Source organism: Halopseudomonas sp. MFKK-1 (assembly GCF_027474385.1).
Classification (GTDB): Bacteria; Pseudomonadota; Gammaproteobacteria; order Pseudomonadales; family Pseudomonadaceae; genus Halopseudomonas; species Halopseudomonas aestusnigri.
In genome coordinates this window covers 2,212,673-2,236,013 of sequence record NZ_CP114836.1, presented here as the reverse complement: position 1 = coordinate 2,236,013, position 23,341 = coordinate 2,212,673, and the positions used below count along the sequence as shown (strand labels likewise).

Annotated in this window: 19 protein-coding genes, 1 pseudogene and 1 riboswitch; of the genes and pseudogenes, 9 read left to right on the top strand and 11 right to left on the bottom strand. The window is 54.2% G+C overall.

Going from position 1 to position 23,341, the window contains the following annotated elements; translation table 11 throughout:
• Nucleotides 1–153: 153 nt before the first annotated feature.
• A complete protein-coding gene (locus tag O5O48_RS10425; protein ID WP_269686954.1) occupies nucleotides 154–1,497 on the top strand; it encodes a hypothetical protein in 1,344 nt (447 codons plus the stop codon).
• Between the two features lie 50 nt (nucleotides 1,498–1,547).
• Nucleotides 1,548–2,489, top strand: coding sequence for a GGDEF domain-containing protein (locus O5O48_RS10420; protein ID WP_269686953.1), 942 nt, complete (start codon nucleotides 1,548–1,550; stop codon nucleotides 2,487–2,489).
• A 1-nt stretch (nucleotide 2,490) separates the two neighbouring features.
• Here O5O48_RS10420 and O5O48_RS10415 read toward each other — a convergent pair whose 3' ends face one another.
• From O5O48_RS10415 to hrpB, 3 genes are all read right to left on the bottom strand, one after another.
• Nucleotides 2,491–3,078 carry a TMEM165/GDT1 family protein gene (locus O5O48_RS10415; RefSeq protein WP_088273512.1) on the bottom strand — a complete coding sequence of 196 codons (588 nt, stop codon included), beginning with the start codon at nucleotides 3,076–3,078 and terminating at the stop codon, nucleotides 2,491–2,493.
• Nucleotides 3,079–3,103: 25 nt separating this feature from the next.
• A riboswitch (yybP-ykoY riboswitch) is annotated at nucleotides 3,104–3,288 on the bottom strand.
• A 26-nt stretch (nucleotides 3,289–3,314) separates the two neighbouring features.
• Nucleotides 3,315–4,334 carry a class I SAM-dependent methyltransferase gene (locus tag O5O48_RS10410; RefSeq protein WP_269686952.1) on the bottom strand — a complete coding sequence of 340 codons (1,020 nt, stop codon included), beginning with the start codon at nucleotides 4,332–4,334 and terminating at the stop codon, nucleotides 3,315–3,317.
• 64 nt (nucleotides 4,335–4,398) lie between these two features.
• Nucleotides 4,399–6,516, bottom strand: a complete 2,118-nt coding sequence (gene hrpB, locus O5O48_RS10405; protein WP_269686951.1) for an ATP-dependent helicase HrpB — start codon at nucleotides 6,514–6,516, stop codon at nucleotides 4,399–4,401.
• 126 nt (nucleotides 6,517–6,642) lie between these two features.
• On the opposite strand from hrpB, the gene O5O48_RS10400 reads away from it, so the two are divergent.
• The 6 genes from O5O48_RS10400 (at nucleotide 6,643) to O5O48_RS10375 (ending at nucleotide 13,564) form a co-directional block, all read left to right on the top strand.
• Nucleotides 6,643–8,934 (top strand): hypothetical protein, encoded by a 2,292-nt coding sequence (locus tag O5O48_RS10400; RefSeq protein WP_269686950.1) that lies wholly within the window; start codon nucleotides 6,643–6,645, stop codon nucleotides 8,932–8,934.
• Nucleotides 8,912–9,631, top strand: coding sequence for a hypothetical protein (locus O5O48_RS10395; protein WP_269686949.1), 720 nt, complete (start codon nucleotides 8,912–8,914; stop codon nucleotides 9,629–9,631). The genes O5O48_RS10400 and O5O48_RS10395 overlap by 23 nt, the downstream gene beginning before the upstream one ends.
• 57 nt (nucleotides 9,632–9,688) lie before the next feature.
• Nucleotides 9,689–11,005, top strand: coding sequence for a hypothetical protein (locus tag O5O48_RS10390; protein WP_269686948.1), 1,317 nt, complete (start codon nucleotides 9,689–9,691; stop codon nucleotides 11,003–11,005).
• A gap of 2 nt (nucleotides 11,006–11,007) precedes the next feature.
• Entirely contained in the window at nucleotides 11,008–11,628 is a 621-nt protein-coding gene (locus O5O48_RS10385) for a hypothetical protein (RefSeq protein ID WP_269686947.1), read from the top strand.
• Nucleotides 11,629–11,638: 10 nt separating this feature from the next.
• Nucleotides 11,639–13,078, top strand: coding sequence for a tyrosine-type recombinase/integrase (locus tag O5O48_RS10380; RefSeq protein ID WP_269686946.1), 1,440 nt, complete (start codon nucleotides 11,639–11,641; stop codon nucleotides 13,076–13,078).
• Nucleotides 13,079–13,357: 279 nt separating this feature from the next.
• Nucleotides 13,358–13,564, top strand: coding sequence for a hypothetical protein (locus tag O5O48_RS10375; RefSeq protein WP_269686945.1), 207 nt, complete (start codon nucleotides 13,358–13,360; stop codon nucleotides 13,562–13,564).
• Between the two features lie 78 nt (nucleotides 13,565–13,642).
• On the opposite strand, the gene O5O48_RS17760 is transcribed toward O5O48_RS10375, so the two are convergent.
• From O5O48_RS17760 to O5O48_RS10365, 4 genes and pseudogenes are all read right to left on the bottom strand, one after another.
• Nucleotides 13,643–13,744, bottom strand: coding sequence for a hypothetical protein (locus tag O5O48_RS17760; protein WP_434006963.1), 102 nt, complete (start codon nucleotides 13,742–13,744; stop codon nucleotides 13,643–13,645).
• Nucleotides 13,745–14,104: 360 nt separating this feature from the next.
• Nucleotides 14,105–14,224: pseudogene (locus tag O5O48_RS17755) on the bottom strand (BPSL0761 family protein); the annotation flags it as partial.
• A gap of 85 nt (nucleotides 14,225–14,309) precedes the next feature.
• A complete protein-coding gene (locus O5O48_RS10370; protein ID WP_269686944.1) occupies nucleotides 14,310–15,704 on the bottom strand; it encodes a DEAD/DEAH box helicase in 1,395 nt (464 codons plus the stop codon).
• Nucleotides 15,704–16,282, bottom strand: coding sequence for a hypothetical protein (locus tag O5O48_RS10365; protein WP_269686943.1), 579 nt, complete (start codon nucleotides 16,280–16,282; stop codon nucleotides 15,704–15,706). Before O5O48_RS10365 ends, O5O48_RS10370 begins: the two co-directional genes overlap by 1 nt.
• 103 nt (nucleotides 16,283–16,385) lie before the next feature.
• Here O5O48_RS10365 and O5O48_RS10360 point away from each other — a divergent pair, with 103 nt between their 5' ends.
• Nucleotides 16,386–16,616, top strand: a complete 231-nt coding sequence (locus tag O5O48_RS10360; RefSeq protein WP_269686942.1) for a helix-turn-helix domain-containing protein — start codon at nucleotides 16,386–16,388, stop codon at nucleotides 16,614–16,616.
• Between the two features lie 23 nt (nucleotides 16,617–16,639).
• Here O5O48_RS10360 and brxL read toward each other — a convergent pair whose 3' ends face one another.
• The 4 genes from brxL to O5O48_RS10340 form a co-directional block, all read right to left on the bottom strand.
• Nucleotides 16,640–18,679: a protease Lon-related BREX system protein BrxL gene (brxL, locus tag O5O48_RS10355; RefSeq protein ID WP_269686941.1), complete on the bottom strand. Its 2,040-nt coding sequence runs from the start codon at nucleotides 18,677–18,679 to the stop codon at nucleotides 16,640–16,642.
• Nucleotides 18,680–18,693: 14 nt separating this feature from the next.
• Nucleotides 18,694–21,321: a BREX-1 system phosphatase PglZ type A gene (gene pglZ / locus O5O48_RS10350; RefSeq protein WP_269686940.1), complete on the bottom strand. Its 2,628-nt coding sequence runs from the start codon at nucleotides 21,319–21,321 to the stop codon at nucleotides 18,694–18,696.
• A gap of 79 nt (nucleotides 21,322–21,400) precedes the next feature.
• Nucleotides 21,401–22,048, bottom strand: coding sequence for a hypothetical protein (locus O5O48_RS10345; protein ID WP_269686939.1), 648 nt, complete (start codon nucleotides 22,046–22,048; stop codon nucleotides 21,401–21,403).
• On the bottom strand, nucleotides 22,045–23,337 hold the full coding sequence (locus tag O5O48_RS10340) for an AAA family ATPase (protein WP_269686938.1): 1,293 nt from the start codon (nucleotides 23,335–23,337) through the stop codon (nucleotides 22,045–22,047). Before O5O48_RS10340 ends, O5O48_RS10345 begins: the two co-directional genes overlap by 4 nt.
• Between the last annotated feature and the right edge of the window lie 4 nt (nucleotides 23,338–23,341).

Genomic DNA, 23,341 nt, shown 5'->3' with positions numbered 1-23,341 from the left:
ATCAGCGAGAAACTCCGCAAAAGGCCGCATCATTCCACAGCAAGATGACATCCCGGCAGTGTCCTTTGGTCGCACCTGTATACATCTGCACACTGGCTGACCAGGCGGCGCAGTGCTATACAGAGTGTTTTTTGACCACCATGGAAGGTCGCCATGATGCCAGACAATACGTTGCTCGCCGATGCCCGCGCCATTTTGGCCGGTGCCCAGGACAAGATTGACCGGTTGCGCTCTATTGATCCGTTCTTTATCGACCTGTCGCTGCGCGAGAACCCGGTCGGCGCCCGGGTTGGTCAGACGCTGCAGGACAAGCTGGAGATCCTGCCAAAGCTGCGCGAATTCGGTTTTCGCAACATTCTGCTGGGCACCCTCGACTACGCCATGCCCGACGAGCTGGAAGTCGACGACGACTTTATGATCTACCTGCGCGACCATCAGGTCGACATGAGCGGCTGCTACGCCTTTACCGATCTCGGGCTGGTCAACGACACCGGTGAATTCACGCCCTCGCCGTCGATGCTCAAATTGCGCGACTACCGCGTGCCCAATACGCTGCACGAGATCTACCTGAGCCGGGACGGTATGGCCGGCCAATACGACTTCGCTACCCTGCGTCGCAGCATTCCCGCCAGCATCGCCTGGCTGCAGCAAAACATCCGTGGCGATGACGGCGGCGCACCCAGGATCATGATCAACGTCGTCGATGGCTGCGATGCCTTCATCCAGAATCCTGACGAAACCATCGAGATACTGCAGTTGCTGGCACAGCAGCCGATCTTCGGGCTGAGCATGGAAGATGATCGAGGCACCTACCTGCCGTTCCAGGTTGGCGCCTTTGTCGCCGTCGCTCGCCGCTGTCTGCCTGCGCCACTCAAGTTGCTGGTACATATTCATGCCGGCGCAGGCGTCGAGAACGCCTCCGTCATCGAGGCCCTGCTCAACGGGGCAGACGGTGCCTGGGGCGGGCTACCCAAACGTGCTGCCATTATCGGCCATGCGTCTCTGGGGGAACTGATTGCGAATCTGGTTCGGGTCGGCAATCGGCACATGGCATCTACCTACCGGCTCGACCGGCTGCTGCCGCTGGCGACCCGCCTGCAGGTACTGGACGAAGAGGAAGCGGTACCTGACGACCTGCCAATTCTCGGCAATAACGCCTACCGGCTGCCGCTGAGCTTCTTCCGCCAACGTCCCGACCGCTTCATGGATCTGGTTCCCCAGGCCATCGGTGGCAGCTATGGTTACCGCATCTGCCCGGTTGTCAGCGATGCACCCGTGATTGCCGGGCGCCTGGCAGAGGTCACCGGACAGCCTGCCGACAGCTTCGCCCAGCCTGTTCTGGAGCAAATGATCCGGCTGATGCGCCGCGACTTGCGCGCCGGCCAGCGCATCGTCTATGACCAGCCGGCCAAGCTGCTGACGCTGTATCAGCGCGCACGGCACACAGCAGGCAATACGTCATCAGGTGTAACGCCAAGTGATGGCCAACTGGCATGAAGCATGCTTACATTCAGCACTGAACAAAAAAACGTCAACAGGATACGGGTATGAGCGACATCGCCACCGAGATAGCCCACGACAGCGCGGTCTATAAGACACTGCTCGAATCAACCAAGGCCATTCCCTGGAAGATCGACTGGAAGACCATGACCTTCGCCTACATCGGCCCGCAGATCGAACACCTGCTGGGCTGGACACAGGACAGCTGGATCAGCGCCGACGACTGGGCCAACCGCATGCATCCGGAGGACCGCGAGTGGGTAGTGAACTTCTGCATATCCCAGTCCCAGGCCGGAACCGATCACGAAGCCGACTACCGGGCACTTACTGCCGACGGCGAGTACGTGTGGATTCGCGACGTGGTTCATGTGGTACGTGACGAGGATGGCGAGGTTGAGGCCCTCATCGGCTTCATGTTCGACATCAGCGAGCGCAAGAAAACCGAAGAACGCCTGAAAACCCTGCAAAAGGAACTGGAGGAGCTGTCTTTCAAGGACGGCCTGACCGGCGCCGCCAACCGTCGCATGTTCGACTCCATTCTGCAGCTGGAATGGACCAATGCCCGGCGCAACGGCCAGCCGCTGTCGGTCATTCTGCTCGATATCGACTACTTCAAGCAGTACAACGACCACTACGGCCATATCAGCGGCGACGACTGCCTTAAACGGGTTGCCCAGGCATTGAGTGGCGCCGCAGCGCGTTCGCGCGATTTCTTTGCCCGCTACGGCGGTGAAGAGTTCGTACTGGTGCTGCCGGAGACCGACGCCAAGGCTGCCGAGCGCGTGGCAGAGCGTTGCCGCTCGCTGATTTTCAAGGAGCAGATTCCCCACGCCAACTCGGAAGCGGGCCAGATTCTGACTGTCAGTATGGGCATTGGCACCATTGTGCCCGGTCAGCATGACGACCCACGGGCCTTCCTCGACGCCGTGGATCGCAGCCTGTATCAGGCCAAGCAGCAGGGCCGCAACCGTATCGTCAACGGCGCCTGACTCAGCCCGCCGTTGTCAGCATCGGCTGCACCAGCAGCCACGCCGAGTACAACCCCAGCAGCAGGAATGCCAGGGCGGTAATGCGGCGGATCAGGGTCAGCGGCAGGCGCTCTGCCGCGACATTACCCAAAATCACCACCGGTACGTTGGCCAGCAGCATGCCAACGGTCGTGCCCAGAACTACCCAGACGTAGGCATCGAATTGCGCAGCCAGCACCACCGTTGCGATCTGGGTCTTGTCACCCATCTCCGCGAGGAAGAAGGCAATGACGGTCGCAACGAACGCGCCATAACGCCCAACCGGTGGCGCGTCGTCTTCATCCAGTTTGTCGGGAATCAACGTCCAGGCGGCAACCGCCAGAAACGACACAGCAAGAATGGCGTGCTGCCAGGTGTCGTTCAGGTAGTCGGCAACCAGTTGGCCGATGGCACCGGCCATCGCGTGATTGGCCACAGTCGCCACCAGAATACCCCAGATGATTGGCCACGGCCGGCGAAAACGCGCCGCCAGCAGCAGTGCCAGCAGTTGGGTCTTGTCGCCGATCTCAGCCAGCGTGACGATCCCGCTCGATACGAAAAAAGCTTCCACGGAGGTTCCAGAAGAGGGCGGGATTACGGTTCCATTGACACACGACTACCCCCGCCCTCGGCTGGTGGTCGCGTGTCAAAGGTCTCGTCAAACCCGATACCGCATTGAGCGGTGGAGGGTCGCAAACGCCATGATCTGCGGATCAATTATGTTGACGTTTGCCGGTGCAAGCAGGCGCTTGCGCAGAGGCTACTCCCCTAAGACGGGCGCAAATATAACGGCAAAGGCCGGCTGAATCAACCCGGCGCGACCGCCGAGTAGACCTTGAACCGGTTGTTCTCACGCAACACCTGACAGGGCCCAATGTGCTCCTCGATCAGCGGCGGGTAACGCAAAAAGCCGTTGGCAACGATGCGCAACTCTCCTCCCGGCTGCAAGTTACGGGTCACCTGCTCGAAGAAGCGTTCGGCGATGCTGGTGTCCTGACGGATACCGGTATGAAACGGCGGGTTGCTGATAACCGCGGCAAAGCGGCCGTGTACGTCACTCAGCCCGTCGGAGGCATGCACCTCGGCCGCAACGCCGTTGAGCGCCAGCGACTGCCGCGCGCAGTAAATGGCTAGCGCATCGATATCGACCAGTTCAAACCGGCAACCCGGGTTACGCCGCGCCATGACCAGCGACAGCACGCCAGAGCCACAGCCAAAATCCAGCACCCGGCCGGCCGGCAGCGCCTGTTGCTCGGCCAGCAACAGCTCGCTGCCCTCGTCCAGTCGGCCATGACTGAACACGCCCGGCAGACTGACCAGTTGCAGCGGCTGATCGTCAAACCTCAACTCGTACTGCTGCCGCCAGTCCTCAAGCCGGAATGGCGCAACCGGCTGATCGACGATCACCCGCCAGAGCTGACAATGCCGCGCCGAATCAAGTTTCTCCGGGTGCGCTCCATAGCGGCCCAGCAGTTTCTCCGCCCGGGTAATGCCGCCCTTCTTTTCGCCAACCAGATAGACCGGCTTGCCCTGCGCCAGCAACGGCAGCATCTGCGCCAGCGCATACTCGGCGCGCTCGATCGCCTTGGGCATGACCAGAATCGCAGCATCCAGATCATCGACCTGCGGGCACAGATGAGAGAACACCAGGCGATCTTCCGGCAGCGCACCGGCCAGGCCGCGGCTGCTGGCGTAATCCCAGCTCCACAGCGTCCAGTCGGCCGACAGGCTGCGGGTCAGGCCGTCCGCCGGCGGATTGACCAGCAGCAGGCGCTGACCGCTGAACAGCTCGGCGCTGCGCTCAAGTATCTGGCTGGTGTTGTCCATCGGGCTCTCCGCTGACTGGTGCAAAGGGGCGCATTGTAAGGGATGTGCTGATTTAGTGCGCGGCTCAAGTACCGCGCGGCTTGGTCCGGCGGGTTGGTTCCGCCTGTAACGGGTCATCCGGCCAGTAGTGCTTGGGGTAGCGGCCCTTCATGTCTTTCTTCACCTCGGCATAACTGCCCTGCCAGAAGCCGGCCAGATCCTGGGTCACCTGCACCGGGCGCTGGGCCGGTGACAGCAGATGCAGCTTGAGCGCCTGCCGACCGCCGGCGATACGCGGGGTATCGGCGCTACCGAACATCTCCTGCAGACGCACCGCCAGCACCGGTGGCGTCTCGCTATAATCGATACGAATGCGCGAGCCGGTCGGCACCGTCAAGTGGCTCGGTGCCTGCTCATCCAGCTCCTTGGGCAGTGGCCAGGGCAGTAATCCGGCGAGAATATTGCCCAGCTCCAGGTTGGCGAAATGCGCCAGCCGGTTGACCTTGTCCAGATAGGGTGCCAACCAGTCCTCCAGAGTGGCGAGCAGGGCCTCGTCCGACAGGTCGGGCCAGCGGCTATCATTGCCCTGCGCCAAATCCAGCTCGCGCAGCAACTGCACCCGCGCCTGCCACTGCCGCTGCTCCGGTGTCCACGGCAGCAAGTTAATGCCTTGCCTGCGCACCACATCGCAGAGCGCGCGCTGGCGTTGTTCGGGCGCCACTTGCGGCAGCGCCTTGCGCTGCCAGATCAGCTCGCCGATGCGCTGCTGCCGTTCGGCCAGCAGGGTTTCACTGCGGCTGTCCCACTCCAGCGTATCGCGTTCGCTCAGCAGCGCCGGTTCAACCGCCAGCAGACGCGCCACATTCAGCTCGGCAGCCATAAAAATCCGCGCCTGACGCTGGCCGCCCTGCCCGCCCAGCGCCGCCACCGCCAGCCATTCGGATTGCTGAAGGCGGTCAACCTCGGCAAACCCGGCTGAACGACCATTGGCCAGACGGTAGTCGGCGCCGGCTGCACCGCGGCGCTGCGCGATACGGTCCGGATAGGCCAGCGCCAGCAGCACGCCGTGCCAGTCGTCGTGCTGCGGGTCACTGACCGGATCGGTGGCCGGCAACCGGGCGAGCAGACGCGACCATTGCTCAACCAGACGCTTGGCGCGCTGCAATGCGCCGCGCTCTACATCCGCGCCGCGCGGGTCGTCAAACAGCGCCAGACGTACACTCAGATCGGCATTGTCGGCGCGGCGCAGCAGATCGCGCTCATCGACTATCGCCGCGATGCGGGCGGCCAACTTGGCCAGCCCAAGGCGCTGCCCCTCCACCAGCATATGCGCCAGCCGCGGGTGCATCGGTAAACCGGCCAGCACGCGCCCGTGCTCGGTGAGCTGCCAGTTAGCGCCATCGCGCTGCAAGGCACCGAGCCGTTCCAGCAGCTCACGCCCCTGATCCAGCGCGGCGGTTGGCGGCGGGTCCAGCCATACCAGCTCATCGGGCTGCTGCACGCCCCACTGCGCCAGCTGCAGTGCCAGCGGTGCGAGATCGGCCTGCAGTATTTCAGCATCGCGCTGCGCCGCCAGCCGCTCGTACTGCTGGGCCGACCACAGCCGGTAACAGACGCCGGGCTCCAGGCGCCCGGCCCGGCCAGCGCGCTGCTCGGCGGCGGCGCGCGACACCCGTCGGGTCTGCAATGCGCTCATGCCTGACAGCGGATCAAACGCCGCCTCACGCGACAGACCGGCATCCACCACCACGCGAATACCCTCGATGGTCAGACTGGTCTCGGCAATGGCGGTCGCCAGCACGATTTTGCGCTGACCCGCCGGTGCCGGTTCGATGGCACGGCGCTGAGCAGCGAGATCCAGGTCGCCATACAGCGGCGTGAGCAGCACGTTCTGCTGCTCGCCCAGCGCCTCTTCCAGCCGCGCCAATACCCGGCGGATCTCGGCCATGCCCGGCAGAAACACCAGCACGCTGCCGCTTTCCTCGTCCAGCGCGCGCAGCACGGTTTGCACCACCTCGGCATCATTCGGGCGCCCCAGGGTTGCCGGTGCGCCATAGCGAATATCCACCGGATACTGACGGCCCTGGCTGGTAATAATCGGAGCGTCATCCAGCAGACGGCTGACGCCCTCTGCGTCAAGCGTCGCCGACATGACCAGCAGCCGCAGCGGCGGATCATCCCGCAGGTACTGCTGGGTCTGCACGCAGAGCGCCAGACCCAGATCGGCATCCAGGCTGCGCTCGTAGATTTTGCCACTTGCACAACGATATCAATATACACAATATCCGTAAATACAAGGTCTTATGCGCAAAAAACTGGAGTATTCGCATTGACAATCATCAAAGGTTACCAAGCACTCACTAGCTATCCGTACTTAGTCATTGCACCTGAGGTTCTGACAGTGATGCGACGCTGCCTATCTCAAGTCAGCCCCCAAGCATCTGAAAAGCTACTGAAATGGTTTGAGGCGTACTGCCACATAACTGGTTTCGAAATCAACTACTTAACGTTGTCCTCACAAACCTTTCTTGGCGTCATAAGAGGTTTTTTGGGCGCCTTCGCAGACGAAGAATTTATTGCACTAGCAGCGCAAACGAGGACTCGCTACGCCAAGGAATTTAATAAATTGATTGACGAGATGAGGAGCGAAATCCCGCTCATCCCCAAACTGACCGACGAAGAAAGGCTTCCGTCAAACAACAGGCACCTCTGGGAAGAAAAAAAGTACCGCCTAGATAAGGATGCACTCCGCTACTGGAATGGCTGGGAGGTAAAAGGACGAAAAGACAAGAAAAGCTATCTACCTATATGCTTATTATGGAACTCTCACGGAAAGGAGTTCGCTGAAAAAACTTATACTCAGTATGCCCGGTATGTAGAAAAAAAACTCGCCCCTTCACATACGGAATTTAGCTTCTTTATTACTTACCTATCACAAAACGCAAAGAAATGGCCGGAATCTACATTCTACGACCCGGTGAAATTAAATGAACTATTCATTCAAAACTTGATAGAAAGCTTCAAGTCGGCGGTAGAAAATGGTGTAGTGATCTCATGGAAAACAATCGGGTACGCTCAGTTTATCTATCAAATGGAGGAGGCCTTCATTCAGCCTGGTGTGTGGGCACGACCTTTCAACGGCTCACTTCCGCACCCCAAGGCGCTGACGACGCCAAGTTCTGAATCCAAGATAAAAAAAATGCCTGATGGCACACTAGTAAAAGAAAAACTAATTACACCAATCCCAATAGAGTTAAGCGACTCCGAAGCCATTGAAATAATATTTAAAACAATAAAATCAGACAATCAGATAGTACTAAAATGGGCCAAAAGCAAGCTAATAGAGCTAGAAAAATCTCAGAAAAATAGATCTACGCTAGCCAAAACTGGCAAAGCCATCCATGGTGGGAAAACCTATAAAAAAAACTTAGAAGAAGTAGGAATAAACGATCTATGTACCACATTTGAAACTTTAGGACTAGCTCATATTAGAGAAAATGGCAGACAGATATACGGAAGATCTGACGTACTCAAGCTGGCAGACATATTAGCCATACCAACACCGCAACATTTTTTTGCACTACAACTCCTATTGATATCAAACCATCAATGTCTGACGGAGTCATTCTTCGACAAATTCGAGCTTTACAATAAGCACGGAAAACTATCTGGAGTCATAGAAACAGACACTGGCTACCAGCTGGTAGGCTATAAAGACCGAAAAGGGAGTAGGCTTAGCGAGCAAACAATACAACTAAATCCTGAAGAGCAACACTGGGTCCAGCTAATAATTTCAGCGACCGATCCACTAAGAAATGAACTCAAGAAAAAAAACGATGACGCTTGGAGACTTTTGTTTCTCCGCTGCACTCGAATCCTAGGCATACCTAAAGCCGCCCTTCCTTTCAAAATTAATGCTACCACATTCAAACGAGGAGGCCTTTTCGACGAGTTCTTAGCGATATCCCCAAGAACCCGGGAAGAAACCAAAAATCTTCTTTTAAGAGTATCCATTACAGCTTATAGAGCATCTTGCGCGGTAGAACTCTATCTTAATACTAATGATGTCGTGGCTATGGCAAAGGCGCTCGGACACCGCGCATATAACTCTTCCCTTTTAAGCAGGTACCTTCCAGAGCCGATCCTTGCGTTTTTCCAGACCCGTTGGATAAGAGCATTTCAGCGAGGAATAGTCTGCGAGGCGATGAAAGAGAGCCGACACTTACTTAGAGCCGCGCAATTTACAAGCATGGAAGAACTTCATAAATTCCTCGAGAACCATGCACTCCGCGCTTTACCGGCGCATCTCGAAAATCCATATAAGCTGACCAATGGTGCTAAAAAAAACAGCCCCACCAAAGTCGAAGAAAAAGTGCTTGTACCTGTAGACGTAGGAACACTAACCGCACTGATATCTATAGAGCAAGCAGTATCCAGAGCTAAGGATAAAGCCAAGATATGCGCCAAAGCGCTCTACTGGTCTAAGTTTACGAGATTAGTAACAAAGGACATCGAGTCAAGCTTCAATAGTGACCTGCAAAGATACTTAGGCATCGCTCGTAATCACGCGAACCCAGAGAAAATGGAAAACTTAATTTATGAAACTACCTCCAGAGCTTGAATTTTTATCAACCTACCTCCTAAACCCTAAAACAGAGTACGAAAGTGCAACCTGGCTAACAAGCGACTTCGAAAACGACTTATGGACCATTCGATTCGACCATAAAACGGAAAGAGAAATAAGTTGGTCGGTTGCTCTCGAGGACGGCAGCGTTCTGACCGAAAAGAAAAACCGTAACTTGCTACTAGGACTAAAGTACTATTTAACCGCAAGCACTCGAGATCACCACGGGCACCTTTCTGAAACAAATTCGCTAGGAGCACAGGCGCGAAAATTTTATATAACATGCCACATAATCGACATCTTACTAATTAACAGCGGACGATTTAAGCTCTTAAATTATGGATTGGAAGGCCTTACAGAGGGCAACCTTATTGAAATACTCGAAACCATATCTTCAAGCGCAACAATTGAAGAAAAAATATACAACTGGAGCACTAGATTAAGAGAATACTGTCTACAATTACTTGAAGAAGCAGACCCAGAAGCCATATCAAAAGCACTTAATTCAAAGCCGGAGCTAACCATCGTCACAGACGACCAAATCGACAGCAACACATTAAGAATCCCCACTTACAAAATACCAGAAGTAAGGGCGGCCCTTCTTTTAAACAACCTCTATCATAGGCAGGTAAAACATGGGAATCAGCCAAACACAGCATTAATCTCAAGAGAATTATATAAAGACACTTTCTAGGGCAAACACCAATCCAAGCCGCTATACCCCATCCTTTGTTACAATAAAAATCCTAGCATGGCTATTCGCGAACACCCTGCCGTTCCAGTAAAACATGGCGCTGAGGGCGTCATGCAAGACCCAACCTATAAACTGTATAAACGGGCGCTTTACAACCTTGGCGTCCTGCATGAAATAGGACTCCCAGCGCCTCCAGTAGACGCGCTTGTTCGAGCAGACAAATTCACACCCCAGTTACCCTCTACCGGTAGATTTCGTTCCCTTCCATCAGCCATAGTGTTTACTGCCCTTAGGCAAGCTATTGAGCTTCATATTGAGTACGGAGAGGAATTAACCAACGCATTTTGCCGAATAGCAATGGAGTGCAAAAATCGCGACATCCAGCCCACCAACTTAACGTCAAATGAAATTTCTGCGATAGTTGGAGACAACCTTAAAAGACTAGGCGTAAATAGGCTATCATTATCGACCCGCGCCGAGAACCCACATACAAAAATCAAAACAGTTAAACCAAGCAAGTCTGAATACTTTAAAAGCCTCCGTGCAAATTCTGGTTTTCTAGAACTTATTGCGATTTATATCGGTGGCGTCCAGCTTACTACCGGCATACTTATGGCTAGACGCGCAAGCGAGCTATACTCGCTTCAATGCGAGCATTGCCTAGACGATTCAGAATCGTACTTAATATTCAAAAATGCCAAAAGCACCCGACACCTTTTTGGCTACCGTCAGGGAGAGGCGCGCCCCATTGAACCCATCGCATCAGAGATGATAAAAACATTGATTAGGATGCAAACCTCCCTGAAGGACATTGGCTACATAGAAAGCACCCAAACACTTTTTGCCACTCCCAGCTTAAAAGGCTCCGCCAAGCTGATAGACTCCAGCCGTCACGTATTTGATCGCAACCTTGATCTATTTTGCGACTATTTTGAGACGCCAACAAACTCAGATGGTGCACGTTACTATTTACGACAACATCAACTACGGCGTTTCTTTGCGATGCTATTTTTTTACTGCGGCAGCTTTGCTAAATTGGACACTCTTCAATGGATGTTAGGCCATACAGACCCAACTCACGTGTATCGATACATCACCGAATCCACCGACGGAGCTGTGCTTGCCGGCACAAAAGCTCAGTTTATAGCGGAACAATTACATCAAGGAAACACCCAAGACTACTCAGACCTTGCAGACTTACTTAAGGAGAAATATGGCACAGATAATTTTAGCCTGATAGACACAAACGACCTAGAGGATCAAATCAGCGACCTAATGCAGGAAGGTTGGCTAGAGATTGAACCTGAGTTCTTTTCCGATCACGAAGGCAAGAAGTTTAAGGTTGTAGCTCGCCTTATTCGTAATAAGGAGTAGACATGATTAACGACTCGAAAAGATCATCGAGAGCATCCGAAGGCATCAAGGCCCTGCATGCGCTACTCACCCTAGTATGCCAGAAGCCATTTCAGTTCAAGAACGATCAGGAGCTTCGAACTTCTCTAAAAAGCCAAAGTAGCCTTGCCAAGATTCACAGAAAATTTGAGCTTGAAACAGGAGAAAAACTAGCGACACACCCAATGAGCCTGAACACCCTAAAAACACACTCGAACGCGGTTTTAAACGGCGGATTCAAGATACTGGATGACTTGAGAATTTCCGCGACAAGCGCACTCGATCGCGCAGACAAGAGAGAAAAATACACAAACAAGCGGACCAAGTCAGGGCTTAACAGAAGGGTTCAGCAATTGGAACAAGAGTTAGAGATGCAACGACAGACCAACATGCTGCTTCTGCGCTCTATTTCCGAGTCAATTCATCAATTCACTAGCATTCAAGACGCATCTGACGAGAAAATAAGAAAAAAGCGCACTCAAGATGCACTCCAAACCATACGCGCCATTCTGAGCATGAACTTGCCACCGTTCAACGTTATTCCTGTAATCGCAGAGCCTACCAAAGGAAAGCTGGTGGTTACGAATATTGATGATTACCGATAATGGTGACTAGATGCCTAACGAAACAAATCGACAGCTCTACCATCTCCTCGGTGAGTTCAAGATGTTCAGCCACTTCTCTGTGGATAAGTTGAGTACACGCGACGCGACTAACCTCCCATTTATGATCTGGCCAAACGGTTCGCCATGTCTGATTGGCAATTTGTACATGCAATCCCTACTAAATCGAGCCGGTCGCGGTCGACAAGGTTTATCTCGTAAAGGAGACAAGGGAGGCTCGATAGGTGATTACGCTGCAAAACTTGGGCAACTACTCCGGCGCTGCTATAGAGACGGATTAGACCCCATCAACCTATCTGACGGGAAGTTTAGTGATTACATTACAGAAATCCGTAAAGAGCCGTCAAAAATAAATCCTTCTCAGCCTAAAAAGTCCGAGTCATCTGTCATCGCTACGGGTAAGGTCTGGCTGGACTTCCTAGGTTTCGTCGGTAGACTCTATGGTGATGATCACTTCGTTTCCGAAGGCGGCACTATAAGAGCTCGGCGAGTGCAATTTTCTACTCTTACTCGTAGTGGAAAAAGGATTAGTCGGACTTCTCTAACTCATCACTCATTTGGGCAACCTCATAGAGAACATAGAAGGATGCCGATAACCAAAGATCAGATTGAAAGGCTAAAGGCCGCTATCCGCAAAGACAATGCACCTGCTGTTGTGAAAGTTAGACGAGCCTGCTTGATCGACTTGCTGACCTGCACAGGAGCACGGAGAACGGAGCTTGCCAACCTCAAAGTCAGCGACGTATTTCATGCCCTGGAGATGGAGCATCCACTCCTTCGCTTAGAAACCCTTAAACGGGAAGACAAAGCAGAGCGATATATCCCAATATTTATTACAGTTCTACATAAAGTACGCCAGTATATTGAGGTGGAGCGCAGAAAAATCATGCGCAAGGTATACAGAGGAGGAGTAGACCATGGTTTTTTATTTGTCTCAAGCAGAAACGGTAGCCCACTAAAAAGCTCGGTTATATCTAACGAAATCAATCATCTTAGGAAGATCGCCGGCATCAAATCCCAAGTAACACCTCATATGTTCCGCCACGCTTTTATTACCAATCTTTTTATCCGTCTATTTCGACGACATGAGATGACCAATCCAGACCAATTTCGAAAGGCTCTATTAGACAGTCGAACTTTTTTGGCGGAGATTACCAGCTGGACAGGTCAGTTAGAACACCAGTCTGTCGAGCGGTACATTCATTTGGCTTTCCGCGACCTATCTAACTACACCGAGACAGTTAGCTCTGTGCACCTAGTGATGGCAATGGATAAATACTTCGCCGATGAAAACGAGCTATTATCTATGCTGGAAGAGGGCATGCCAATTGAAGAGTATAAAAAACAGCTGTTATCCTTAAGAGAGATGGCACAGATAGACTTCACCATTGCGAAGGAGCGTGAGCCAACGCAGCTAACCTACAATACTTAAGCGCACCGGATTTGAACATCCCGTTACTTAACGCCGCCTGACCTTCACACCGTGAACGTTCTGCACTTTGCGTAACGGCGTCGCAGATACTTGAGTTCAGGCCAACCTTGAGTAGTCGCTATAGTCAGCTCACTTTCTCAAATGAATCGGCCGAAAGCAGAACACGGATACATCGAAGCACATGCCCACGAGACAAACGATACAGGTGGCCTACTTTGGGCTGCCTAGGCTATTGTTGAGGGCCCAAGTCGAAGCCAAACAACTTCTCCGGAGCTCCATATGGCACAAGATAAAGACCTAGAGAAGCACCTTTCAAACGCGCTCCACGTTCAAGCGACCAACAGGCTCTCAGGGGTTCGCGTGAGCCAATTCATGGCAGCAAAAATAAATGAATACGCAAGCGGCCAAGTTTCTTCGGCGGAGCTATTGGCGGAAGCCAAGAAACTGCACAGTGGCCACAAGCCATCAGCACCTCCTGAGAAGTGACACGCTCGCGTGTACCACTGCAATTTATCTGTAGCGCCTCGCACAGAAATGCGCTTTATCATAGGATTCGAGCATTTTTTATACAACGCCTCCCCACTCTACCGCGTTAAGAGCTTTGAGTACCCTTTGTGCCTCAGCCTCCGTAGCGCAAAGCGATTCCGGGCTTACCGCTCCCAACACAGCATTCGGCTCGGCTAGCCAAGCAGCGGCAACCGCGTCGTCGCTGAAAACCTCTGATGCTCGAATACGAATCCGGTCCAAGTGACGTGAAAATGCTACATTATCACCTGAAGATCCTTCACTCTCCGGCGCTTTTCGTTGATTTTCAGGGTTTCCAACACTTGGACTGTGCTTTGCGTTCGGCAAGATCCGCGCCTCATCTACCCCAGTGGCTAGGCTGGAGCAAAAGAGAGGTTGATGAAACGCCACAAGCCGCCTTCGAACCTCCGCGTCCGCCTGGTCATTAATCAAGCACTCCTCCAAGCGACCAAGCGAAAACACCTGCTCTGCGGACGGGTAATGCCTGAGCAGCTCTTCAGCATGGCTGCGGATATCCGGTGGTAAATCAGAATTTCGGCAGATTTCGCGCAGAAACCTCTCAGTTTCCACAACGCTTCGGGTTCGTTCATGAGCAAGAGTCACGGTGGTACCTCTGTTCATCTCATTGGCCGGCGTATAACAGCAGCCCACACCGTAGGCCTCAATGGCTTGCTAACTCTGCAGGTGCAGACGTATGTGTCAGTCCTCAAAAACATGCCAGTAGCTGCTGCCTGTACTGCTGAGAAAAGCTGACCTTGTACGTCGAATCGACAATACCTAGGGATAGTGCTGGGGAACCCTCAATGCCAGGCTTGAGATCTGCTACCGTACCGTCTTGAGTGGGCGCACTAGCAATATCTGCCTCACCTTCGAGCCCGTTATCGGTCACACTGGTCTCAAGCGTCGCCATTGACAACTCCCTAAGTACAGCCAAGTCCTCCGGCAGGTCGTCAGAAATACGTTCAGCAAACCCCCTTAACTTCTCCTCGGCAAGCATATACAACCAAGCCAACCCATCCCGTTCACCAGAACGTCGCAACACTCGGCCAAGCACCTGACGGTAGTGTAGCTCTGTGCGAATGCGACTTAGATAGCAGCATACCTGCAGCCGGGGAATATCAGTACCCTCACTAATCATTCCTACAGCGACGATCCATCGACTGCTACCCGCCCTGAAGTCGTTGATGGCCTGCTGTGCGTTCGGGGTCTTATTTGTGACTACGCTATACGTTTCGCCCCTGGCTTCTAGAGAGCGAGCAATCTGTGCCGCGTGTTCAATGTCAGTCGCGACCACTAAGCCGCCAGCATCAACCGTTATCAGACGAAGCTCATCAAGCTGACTGCAACCGAGATCCAGAATGCGCTCGACAACCTCCTCATGACGTAACAACTCTTCGTAGCTCACCTGGGATTCACTCAGCAGTTTTTCTACGCCACTGAATAGCCTTAAGAAGCTATCAGCCCCCTGTTCCTCCTTTAACGTCACCTCGTTGTTATCGAGGAGCACGATACGCGGGCTTCTGCATACGCCATCGGCAATCGCCTCTCTCAGTGAGTAGCGATAGTCACAAATCAGTTGTCCGTCAGGCGTCGAGTAGCGAGCAAGCGCGATGCCCTTGTCGTCCGTGCGCCAGGGGGTGCCCGAAAGAGCTAATGTGAATGTAGCGCGGTCCTGAATTCTGCAAAGTATTTGGAGCCCCCAAGCATTACCAAACGATGGGGCACTTCCCGCGCAATGATGGATTTCGTCAAAAACCGCGAGCACCCGATAGTCAGCAAAGAGCTGCCAAAACTCATGATCTCGGAATTCCATTGCTTGGTAAGTGTAGGCGCCGCCCAACGCGCCTATCCGTCCATCTAGGCGTCGCCCGAGGACAGACGAAAAGGTTGTCCGAAACCCCTCAACCACTTGACACGAAGGTGCAAAACACAAGACGAGGTCTATCTTGTTTTCGTCAAACAGCTGCCTCGCCAATTCAGCAGCCATCCTGGTCTTGCCAGCACCGGGTGTGGCCTGACAAAAGAAGTGCGGAAAAGCCGCATAGCGCTCCTTCGCTTGAGATATGCAGCGGCGCTGCCAAAGACGAAGTCCGTCAGTCATTAGGGTGCGGCTAGGCTATCGAGCGCCTTTTCGAGGGCTCGAAGATGGCCGAGCAAACGTGAACTGCGGTCTCTAGCTTCCAGGTACTGACTTTCGAGCAAGTGATTAAGGTGGGGCATGTCCCTCAGGAGCTTTTTGAAACACTCTGCCTCGCCCATGGAAGATAGAAAGTCCATTCGGGTTTCTTTATGCAGCCGGTCTAGTTCTTGGTCGGAACTACTCGACACAGCGTTGACAGCAGTATCTGCAAGATCTTTCGTGCCGATTGTATCGGACGAGTGATGGTTACCCTCGAAACTACCGGTTACCAGCTTCACTTGCAGGTGTTTGGGTGCGTTAAGTACCTGATAGCGCTGTCCTCTTGGGCGGCGTTCACCATCAGCAATAACCCATCCCACGCGCACCAACCTGCGGATCTGTTCATAAACGTAAAGCCGGACGTCAGCAAGACGAAAACTCCCACCGCTCAACCTAGCTGCATAAGCATCGCGCAGCTCTGCGGTAGTGAACGTTGTAAGGCCTGGCTCTTGGAGCAAATCATGAAGTCTGCTGTCGAGAGTAAACACGGCCGGTTTCATTTAGGTTCCAAGGAAGAGAAGCATAAAAAATGCGGATTATAATCCGTGGCCCGCATGTCCGCAAACCCATGATAGTACCGTCTCAATGTAGATTGAGATTGTCATGGACAGGTTGGCGATAGAGCTAGGAAACCGTATCCGCAAAGAGCGGAAGAAGTGTGGGCTCTCCCAGGATGTCTTGGCGTTAACCTGCAATCTTGATCGGAGCTACGTTGGAAGAATCGAACGTGGGGAGGTCAACGTCACGATCGAGAAGCTGTACCGCATTGCCCGCACACTCGGATGCGAGCCTGCGGGCCTGTTGCCGCCCCTCTCAGATGCATTGGAGCGTTAGAAGCACAGGTTAAGCAATAAAGCTCAATCCACACCTAAAGCCTTGATCACCGCGTCTACGGGATCCGCGTAAAAACTCGTCTGAAACTTCGTGAACAGTTCCGGGGGAATGGTGGGCAGATCCACCGCACTGCTCATAGGCAACGCGACCCGCTTGCCGCCTGCATCAAAAGCCACCTGCAGACACTCCGCAATACTTTCCACCGGAGTGATGTTGCCACCCAGACTCATATCACCAAGCACCACCATCTGCCCCTGCGCGGGGCGCCCCAGCAAGCCGGAAGCGAAAGCCACTAAGCTAGCGAGCGCCATGTGGGTCAGCGGACCAGTGTTCTGCAATTCCACCACATGCAGGTGAAAATCATGCTCTAAAACCCTCGCCGAGGCGCTGATACGCGAGGCATTTGCCTTGAAGTAGTCAAAAGCAATTTTTACCTGCTCTTTGGCAATGCTGGAGTTCCAGAAGCCAGAGGTGGCAAGTTTCCCAGAACCTTTGGTGACCTGAAGCTCAAGACGGTACAGCCCTGGCATACCCTTGCCGCTCAAGCCGATGGTGTGAATGAAACCAGGCTTACTCTGGCCCTCAGGGATCAGCGTCCCGCCCCCTTGCTCTTTCAGCGTTACAAAGTGCTCCTCCAGCGTTTCATTGTCGATGTAGCTGAAGTGGACATCGTAAAACTCCATGCCACCTATTTTCTTCAGCTGCTCCTTGACCCGACGACGCACCTGCAAGGCGTACTCCAGGCACTGCCGCACGTCTTCCTTGGTGAACTGGTCATGGGGATAAAGCAGCTTGAGTAGCCCAGAAACGGTCTTGCGTACGGCGATCACGTCGCGCTGGTTGAGATTATTGCCAAGCTTGAAGAACTTATCGATGGCATCGGCGAAACTGCGCTTGCGCATTTCACGGAAAAACTCTGCCAGATAGTCGACGATTAGGCCGTACCTATTAGTGAAGTACTCAGGGCGCATTTTGGGGATTTCCCAGCCGGGGATGTAGGCATGGAAGCGGTCGAAGAAGGCCGAATCGATCATCTGCTCCGGGAAGGGAGCCAGCAAGTGGCTAGTTTTCACCAGAGACTCTACGCTCTGATTGATGTTGCCAACGAAAACCATCGAGGCCGAGGCTTCCATCTGTTCACGCCCCCGGCCAAAAGACCCAGAGGCCATGAAGTCCTTCATGATCTGGACGCCATCCTTGTCCTTGAAGTTGATACCAGCCACTTCATCGAAGGCAACAACATCCCACAGTCCGACCAAGCCAATGCGCCGGTTGCTCATGTTGTAGAACAGGTTAGCCACCGTGGTCTGCCCACCGGACACCAACATGCTGTTGGGCGAGCACTCCTTGTAAATGTGGCTCTTTCCGGTGCCACGCGGCCCCAACTCGCAGACGTTGTAGTTGTTCTCGACGAAGGGAACCATGCGAGCCAGCAAGTGCCACTGCACGGACTCGTCCAAGGTCGAGGGTTCCATGCCGATGGAGCGAATCAGAGCCTCACGCCACTGCTCAGTGGTCAGCGCCACCCGGCCCGAGAAAAGCTCCTGCATGTTCATGTTCGGCATCTGAATCGGTTTGAGCAGCGTCACACCGAAGGGAGAGCCGTTTTGGCCCTCCTCGTGGTAGTAGCTCAAGGTGGCAATTACCCAGATCCCGCCTACCAGCAGCTTCTCGTATTCCTTGACGATGCCGGCAGAAATCTCAGCATCCTTGATGCCCAAGTTGCTGAAAGAGGCCTCGTAACGGTCCTTGCGCTCATTGAGCCGCACGGTTACCCGGTCGATCACCTTGTAGGTGCCGCGCTCGCGCACAAGAGATTTAACCTTCTCGGCCTCGTCAGGGCGCACATAATTTTCGGCCAACACGGTCTTGACGTTCTTCAGGCCCTGCTCGATGACCTCGGCGTCATCCGATGCGCAGTACATACCCAGCAGGTATTCGAGCACATAAACTGGAACGTTAGCTCCCTCTTTGATCAGCTTAGTCAGGTCTTTGCGCACCACGCGGCCGGCAAAGTGCTCGTTGAGAAGCTGGTCCAGGTCTTTGTCCTGATAGGTATCCATTGCGTGTCATGCTCTCAAAAAAAATCGTCGGTGAAGGCCAAATCGATGGTGACCCGGTAGCGCTCCAACTCTGTATGGAGGTCTTTGTCACGGATGACCAGGAAGTAGTCCTTTTTGCGGTCGAAGTCACTGCCGAGCAGCGACAGTCGCACCTGTTTCATGCGTTCGCTCATCGAATCAGTGACGCAATCGAAGGTCACAATCTCCTCACTGGATATCGGCTGCTCGCCCTCGAAAATGGCGACCGAAACAGTGACTGGCAGGACCTGTTCGCTAACTGACTCCGTCTGGATCAGATCGAAGCGCTGTATATTGGTCACCATCTTCAACACGGACTTCGGTGAAATCACGCCTACCTTGCGCTTGGTGCGCTTCTCGGCCTTCTCGCCGCGCAGCTGGTTGACCGTCAGCACCGGCACAACAATCTCCTGGGGCATGGCACCGCCATGAACAAAACGCGCACCACCAACGAAGTGGAAGCGGTTCGCGCCTTTTGGAATCCAGAACTGGGTATCCGAGGTTGTACCTGCTGTCTGCTTGGTGGAGCCCTGCCATACATCTTTGGCTGCAGGCAGGGTGTGCCCGATGACGTAGCGTTTTTTGCTCTTGATAGTGTTCTCGGGCTTCTCGGCGAGCGAGGTGCGGTCCGCGACCTCCAGTTTGCTCTGCTGGAAAAGAAAACCATGGTCGGCGGTAATCAGGACCGTGCTGGTGTTGAAGTGCATGAGGATCTTGCGAGTCAGCTCAGTCAGTTCCTCAATGGCCACGTCCACATGGTGGAATGTGTCCGACTCAGACGGGCCACCACTGTCGCTACGGTCATCAATAACGTTGTGATAGACGTAGATCAGTTGCTGATCTTTCAGTGCTTCTCGGCCTTCATCCCGTGACCAGGCTTTGACCTGGTCGGCCGTCACTGCCATGCCATTGTGCTGAGCAAGGATCTTGTCGCGCTGGACTGTACCGGCGGTGGACTGGCCATCTGCGAACACCGTATCCCCCGCACCTTCCCGATACTCCAGGGTATTGTGTGGCAGTAGCGAGGCCATGCCCAGTGTCGTGTAGCTAGGTAGCACGCCGAGCTGACTGGCCAGACTTGCCTCGCTATAGCGTTTCTCATTGATGCGGTCACGCAGTTCAACCGCCGCCTCGTAGCGGAAGGCGTCGCTGATAATGACCACTAGGCGCTTGCTGCGATTCTTCCCAAATTGTGGCTGCACCCAATGATCGAAGAAGTTCTGCTGGTTGGGCACTCCGGCGATCTTCCAGTGCCCTAGCCGATCCTCGGCCTCAACCCTGTCGCCCCAGCTTCGACCCAACTGGTCGAGGTACCAGTAGGCATAACATTGCTCGACGGCTTCGTCGAGCTTCTTCAGCAGCTCTACGTGAGCGCGCTGGGAAGCCACAAAATAGTGGCGGTAAGCCCTGTCAAAGCGATACAGCTCGCCTTCATAAGCTTTGTAGATTGCTTCGGTATTGGTGAAGTGGAATCCAGCAGCATGCTGCTGCCGCAGGTTGAACAGATCAATCGCCGCTGACAGTGCAGAGTAGAGCAGGCGGTACTTGCGGCGGATCTCATCGTCCTTGTGACGCGACGCCCAGTAGTTATCCAAACGCTCGGCAATGATCTTCGAGAACAAGCCAAGGTCGCGCGGATCAGACTCCGGAATGGCCCTGCTCAGGTCCACGATGATCTGCCGTTCGACGGCCTCGAAGGTGGCCACATTGGCCAGCGTTTCCAATGAAATATCACCGATCTTCTGCTCGACATGCAGAGCGTCGGCCACCCAGCTGGAGATTTCGTCGTAAGCCTTGTAGTAACGCGAGCTATCTCGCCAACGCGAAAGCAGTGCCCGAGAAGTCGCTCGGGCATTGGCAGACGGGATGGCAATTGTAGAAGCCCAGCTTGGGATATCGCCGAGACTTTCGCAGAAACCGGTGGCGAGAAGACGAATCAGGAAATGCCCAAAGCTGAATGGCTTTTCACCGTTGATTTCCTCGACACTCGCTGGGTAGCCAACCTCATCTCGCAGCGCCTGAAGGAACGCAGGCATCAGGCCGAATTTATAAAGCTCATCGATAACCAAGGGATTCTGCTCAAGACCCAGGTCATCGCTTACTACTGCCCCCGCCATGGTGCAGAGCAGCGCCATGATGTCGCTGGCGTTAGCCCCCAATACCACGGCTATCATCGCCAGGTCCAACGCCTGCTCAGCGTCGTTTGGCTGAATCAGTCGTTTCAGGCTGGCCAAGCGATTTTTGTTACTAAGGAAGTGCTCACGAGCAGCCAGATGCTCGCGCAAACTCTGCTGCTCCAGCCCCAAGTCGTTGAAAATCAGCGACACCTTGTCCGCATAAAAGCTGCGCGAGTACAACTTGATATCCAGCAGCCAATCATCATTGGCATCCGGCTCGGCACAGGGGAAGTACAGCAGGTACTTCCCCTCGGCATCCTCAAGCTCTAGCTTGAGTTTGATGCCGAAGGTGGATTCGCCCTGCATGTTCATCACCTGAACATCAGGCAGATCAAGCTGACCCAGTTCGCCAACAAAGCTCTGATCAGGGTCGTACCAGAAGACGATGCGGTGGTTATCCGTAAAAAAAGCCTGCCGCAGGCCTTGGGTCAGTTGTTGCGTATCCATCAAATCAATCCTTGGTCGGCTGCGTCATAAGGGTGCGCATACCAGCAAATGCGTTCCTTGATACTGGCTGACAGAGCTTTCACAGGGCCATGCCTTGTCTCTCGATTTCTCTGGCCAGAAATGGCGCACGGCGACGCAGATAGCCAAGCGAGATATCACCCTGGAAATAGTCGGTAGCGTAATCCTCACGTAACGTCAGGCAGTCCCGGTCGTTAAGCTTCAAACGGTCGATAGTGGCTTGCACACGGGTTTTGATTGCCGGAACCAGATCCATACTGGGAATCACCTGGTAGCCGACGAGCTCAATATGGAGCCAGTCATCGTCAATCTCGAACGGGTCGAGTACATCGCGATAATCGTTTTTTCGACTGTTCATCAAGGAGCAGGCCAACCGATAGTTGTGCCACTCGTAGACCTCTTGCCAAGAAAGCGACTTGGGCAGCATATGGTCGACCGAAGCAGCGCCGGTCACCGGCTCAATATAGACGCACACATAACTGCAGACATGCCCATAGGCCGCTCTCAGCTCAGGAAGTGCCTCAGTCCAGTAAGACGGGAATTTGTCGGCCGGGATCTGTTCCCTGCTATTAGCAACCGCCTGTCGAGGGCGGCCTTTGCGCTTGGGCAAGCCTAGCTCACCCGCCAGCTCGGCAATAGCTCTCAATCCCGGCTGCCTGACCTTTGCATCAAAATCCTGGGGTTCAGCAGCCAACTCTACCCGGATCATGCTTCGCTCATCCGCTGTTCGCGGAACTGGCTCCAGCGAATCCAGAAAGAGTCCACGTCACTCAGACTGGCACGCAGCTCGGCGTCAATTTGTTCCAACGCCTGTCTTTGTGGAGCTGTAAGGGGCTGCTGAGTACCCGCTGCCTCCCTCAAGAAGGCGCGTGCCTTTTCCAGAGCCTGTTCGGCGTCCACAGAGGCCGGCTCTTTCAGGTCAAACACTGACGAAGTCAACCAGGCATTTACGCTCCCTTTGCGTGAATACGGGTAGAGAGTAGCTTTTACTTCCCCCTCGACCAGGTCGAAGTCCCAGATGCAATCTCGATCAAGGTCGAACTCCGGCTCGACCGAGGCCAACACAAGCGGGGAATGGGTGGCGGCCAGCAACTGCACAGGCACATCGCGACTTCCTGTCAGCGCACGCATAACGTTAAGCAAAGCTGGGACGATGCGGCGCTGCCATTGCGGATGCAAGTGGCACTCGACTTCGTCGATCAGGAAGATGATTTCCTTCGCAGGGTTGACCCGATACTGCTTGCAGGCCAGTTGATGCTCGCGCCAAGTCCAGACCAATAAATAAGCCAGGGCTGAAATGCGCCGCATCCCGGCCGAAGCGTGAGTTAATGGCACGTCTTGGCCGTAAGGCATCCGGAGTGAGGGGATCTCTTTTACGCTAGAGCCGACGCGCATGGGTTCGCCGGGTAACAGCTTTTCCAGCCCTGAGGGTGAGAGGACATCAAGTACCTTTGTCAGGTCATCGAAGGCCTCTTTGCGACCCTCCTGCCACAGTACCCAATCACTGATCAGGCCATTGCACAGCTGCGTCTTGCCATCACTGGAAAGCAGGCCATTCCAGACTTCATCGGGGCTGAAATCGAAACTGCGCATCCGGTCGGGTGTGGCAGCGACCTCTTTGTCCCCCTTCCAGTAGTTCCGGGCCGGATCCCAGACCGAGAAACTACCATCCACGCCGGCATAGATAACCACACCGGGAACGGCTGGCCGCCCCTGCTTGACCGACCATTGTTGGCTTTGATGGTCGAACTTACTTTTATAGGTAAAGGGGCCTGCACTCCCAGTGTAGGAGTAATCAATGCTCGATTGCTTAGCATCAGTACGAGGAGCCGCCACCACCCCCCGGCCCCACGTACGAGTAAGCGACCACCAGGCAATATCCAGCACAAAGCTCTTGCCCAGTCCGTTGTCGCCAGTCAAAAAGTTCAGGCGTGGACTGAAGTCAACGGCCAACCGCTCAGCGGGGCCGATGCCTTCGAGCTTGAGACTGTTCAGCATGGGT